The 4,042-nt window shown below is 32.6% G+C and carries 2 protein-coding genes; both read right to left on the bottom strand.

The features are described 5' to 3' along the window. Nucleotides 1-132: 132 nt before the first annotated feature. Nucleotides 133-1,263 (bottom strand): HetZ-related protein 2, encoded by a 1,131-nt coding sequence (locus AFK68_RS07310; protein WP_094672185.1) that lies wholly within the window; start codon nucleotides 1,261-1,263, stop codon nucleotides 133-135. A gap of 1,218 nt (nucleotides 1,264-2,481) precedes the next feature. Further along, nucleotides 2,482-3,873: an ATP-binding protein gene (locus tag AFK68_RS07305; protein ID WP_094672184.1), complete on the bottom strand. Its 1,392-nt coding sequence runs from the start codon at nucleotides 3,871-3,873 to the stop codon at nucleotides 2,482-2,484. Between the last annotated feature and the right edge of the window lie 169 nt (nucleotides 3,874-4,042).

Raw genomic sequence — 4,042 nt, 5'->3', positions numbered from 1 at the left:
AGGCTAATGAGGAATTCAATTCTTACTAAACACCAGAACAAAATTAATTACACATAAATTTTTTCCAGGCTAAACAACTTAGAGAAATTTTGCTTAAATCTATTTTGCCTACTTAATATTTATTTCTTGTGATTAAGAACTATTCCGTAAAGATTGAGCAGTTAAATATAGTTTAGTCCATTCACTAATAACTTGATTAGTTTTCAGGTTTAACTTTTTACCAATTTCCTCTAGACTTGCACCTGATTTTAACGCTTCAATTAAATGACGTTGTTGAGCGTTGAGATTTTGCCAATATTCTTGCCATTGACTGGAAGTCAAACCTAGACCATGCTCATTTAGAGAAATCTCTAGCCAATTTGCTATTAATTCTGGTTGTTGTTTAACTGCAAAAACACGAATTGCATGATAACTAACTTTTTCCCGTAACCTATATACTTGTTTGATAGGCATATTTAAAGCTTGAGCAATTTCATCCTGAGTATTACCTCGAATATAAAGTTTTAACCATTCGGCTGCTTTTTGGTCAACTTTGTCCGCTAAATATTTCTCAAATTCTTCTTGGACTTTAGACCGAAGTTGATGTTGTTGTTCCATTGCTTCTGCATCTTGATACTCGGATGTCACTACAGCATCTAGCAAACTTACTCGGTCTTCAGTATTACCAGGAGTAATATCCTCTGAGATTAATTTGACCCATTCTTTGACAGGTACTTGAGTCAGACCACCTCTTTGAGTCCGACGTAGATAATTGACAAATCTATAAACCAGTAAAGGTTGATTACGAATTGGTCTGACACAATATTCTTCTACACTAGCCAACAATAAAGAATTTCGGAGATGGGGATTTTTCGTACATTCAGCAATTTTGGCCATTTGCTGTTGTAAGTAGCGATCGCTATTGAGCATCTCTTGGACTACTTCTTGCAGTACATCAATTACACTGCGCTGGCGATCGCGACTGGTATTAACCCATGCTCGTATTTTTTGTCGTAGCATTACTAACCCACTCAAGCGCTGCATCAAGTTTCGATAAGCTTTTTCTGGCGAAACGTCTAAATATCTTTGTCCTAGAATTCGATACAGAAATTCTCTTCCCTTAGATTCCATTTCTTTTTGGACGGGAGTCAGGGTTTCTAATCTATTGGGATTATCCCCCAATAGCCAACAAATAATACTATTGTGGATATCTGAGTTATGGTTTGGATAGTCTTCCTGAAGTCTGGTTTTCCACTCTTGTGCTAATGCTTGAGCCAAAGTCATTCTATTTTTAATTCTAGATATTCGATTTATAGTAGAGGGCGGAGTCAACCTCTGCAAAATTCTGCCAAAAGTTTATTCTTTGCTATAGTATTCTAGCAATATTTCTGACGTTTGATTTGATATGCAGTTTGGATTGATTATCTGGAGAGAGTTTATTAGTTTAGTGAAATAGGAAAGCTCAAGATTAGTGAAAAGCTAGATAGATATTTATCTATTTTTCTATAAAATATTGATTATTTTTCAGAATTATCAGGAGTAAATATTAAATCTTGCCTGAAAGTTGGAAAAACTGAAAATAATGTTTCTTGTTTGTGGATTTTTGTTAGGATTTAAAAATCCCTGGTTATGGATATAGCAACTCAGTCATCACCTACTAACTTTTTTATATCTTGCTTAATTTGGCATGATATTTAATTATTCTCTATCTGAATCTTGCTGAAAAAGATAGATAAATTTTTCTGTGAGCTTCAGTCAAATCTAATGTAACTTTTCCTCAGCCTCAGCAGTGGATATTATATATTGTCTGAAAATTGGCAAAAGGAAAAATAATGTTTCTTTTTACTCTACTTTCGTTGGGATGAAAAAATCTCTGTATAGATANTAATTATTCTCTATCTGAATCTTGCTGAAAAAGATAGATAAATTTTTCTGTGAGCTTCAGTCAAATCTAATGTAACTTTTCCTCAGCCTCAGCAGTGGATATTATATATTGTCTGAAAATTGGCAAAAGGAAAAATAATGTTTCTTTTTACTCTACTTTCGTTGGGATGAAAAAATCTCTGTATAGATATCAGAAGTCAATTATCATCTATCAACTTTATTTGTATTTTGTTTGCCGAATTTGGCACAAGAGTTGATGATTCTTTCTCTGAATCTTTCTAAAAATTATAGATAAATTTTTCTGTGAGCTTCAGTCAAATCTAATGTAATTTTTCCTCAGCCTCAGTAGTGGATATTATATATTGTCTGAAAATTGACAAAACGGAAAATAATGTTTCTTTTTACTCTACTTTTGTTGGGATGAAAAAATCTCTGTATAGATATCAGAAGTCAATTATCACCTATCAACTTTTTTGTATCTTGCCTAATTTGGCAGAATAATGGATCGACTTTTCTCTCAGATTAAGTCTGACACATATTTCATCCTAATGAAAAAATCTCTGTATCTAAATCTTTCTGAAAATTATAGATAAATTTTTCTGTGAGCTTCAGTCAAATCTAATGTAACTTTTCCTCAGCCTCAGCAGTGGATATTATATATTGTCTGAAAATTGGCAAAACTAAAAATAAGGTTTCTTGTTCCTGGATTTTAGTTTCTATCAAAAAACGTCGCCCTAAAGATTTTATGGCATTAAATAATTCCTGTGGCGAAACTTGAGTATCTGTCAACAATTGAGAAATAGAAACAGGTTCGATTTTCTGACTCAGGCAAGTAATAACTTTTTGTTCTATTTCCGACAAACGCTGCCAATGCTTTTCTAAAATTATTCCTAATTCTTCACTTATATATAGTTGTTCATATTTAAAAAATTCTCCTACCCTTCCACCAAAAATTTCTTGAATTGTATTAGCAGAAATTTTTAACCATAGAGGGTTTCCTTCATAGATATTAATTAACTTTTCCCATTCCGACTCATCTAATAATTTGTTTTCTCTGAGAATTTCTGAAGCTCCTAAACCTAAACGTTTTAGTTGGAAAAGACGAACAGGGGAATTTTTTCCAGCTAAGGTAATAATTTCTTGGGGAGATTCCCAACTGTTAATAATAAAGCAACTTTTATGAACTGTTTCACTAATTAGTTTAAAGAATTTTTTATAGCTTCTGTATTCTGAGCAATAATTTCCAGCTAGTTGTTTTTCACTCAGTAAAGTTTGTACATGATCTAGCACAATTAAACAGCGTTTTTTTTGCAGATTTAACAATAAAATTGATAGCTTCTCCCCCAAAGTCGAGGGTAGTTGATTTTCTGTTTGATTAGCAGTTGATAAGATTAAAGTCTTTAAGGTATTTTCTAAAGGTGGGGATAGATTTAAGTCGAGCCAAATTACTACCTCAAAATTAGTTTTAATTTTTTGTAGTAAGTAACAAGCTAAAGCACTTTTACCAATTCCCGAATTACCTACAATAGCTATCAAACGACAACCTTCTCGCAATATCCATTTTTCTAAAGTAGCAATTTCTTTGTGGCGATCGCTCAACTTAACTAAATCTGGTGCGGTGCTTAATTCTTGTTGGAGTTTATCTGATTTAGAAGGGGGTGATTTATTTGATGAGATATCCCTACAAACATTCACATTACTAATTATCAAATCATTACCCACACTACCAAAAAAATTAGAGGAAACAATCATTGATTGTCTCCTCTCCATTACCGAACGAAAATTAGTTCTATTAACATTTTCTGCCATAGCATTAGATAAAATCTGCCAAAGTTCAGATGCCAAATTTCTGACATATCCTTCACTACAATAATTCTCTTCAGCAATTTCAAAATATTTTTGCCCCTGCCAAACTTCCCGTAAGATTGCAACCTGTAAGTCAGATAAATGCTTCCCTATTTTGGTAAAAATCAATTCATCAACAAAGCTCAATACTTCTTGAATATCCATTATTTTTTCGGAGATATGAAGTCTTGCTTTTCAGAGTTATTACTCAAGAAAAATCTTTGAGATTTGACAATACCGATTGTCATTCAGTAATTTCCCGATTCTATCATACTTTTTCTTGATTTTCTTGATTTTTCTGACACAATCTGACATTATCTGACACAATTATTTT

Origin of the sequence: Hydrocoleum sp. CS-953 (assembly GCF_002260545.1) — a bacterium.
Taxonomy (GTDB): Bacteria; Cyanobacteriota; Cyanobacteriia; order Cyanobacteriales; family Microcoleaceae; genus Trichodesmium.
The sequence above is the reverse complement of the archived record's forward strand: the minus strand, read 5'-3'. Positions and strand labels throughout refer to the sequence as shown.

Bases quoted from the DNA above. Each gene is read 5' to 3' on its own strand.
- AFK68_RS07310 (WP_094672185.1), bottom strand. From the start codon at position 1,263: ATGACTTTGGCTCAAGCATTAGCACAAGAGTGGAAAACCAGACTTCAG.
- AFK68_RS07305 (WP_094672184.1), bottom strand. From the start codon at position 3,873: ATGGATATTCAAGAAGTATTGAGCTTTGTTGATGAATTGATTTTTACC.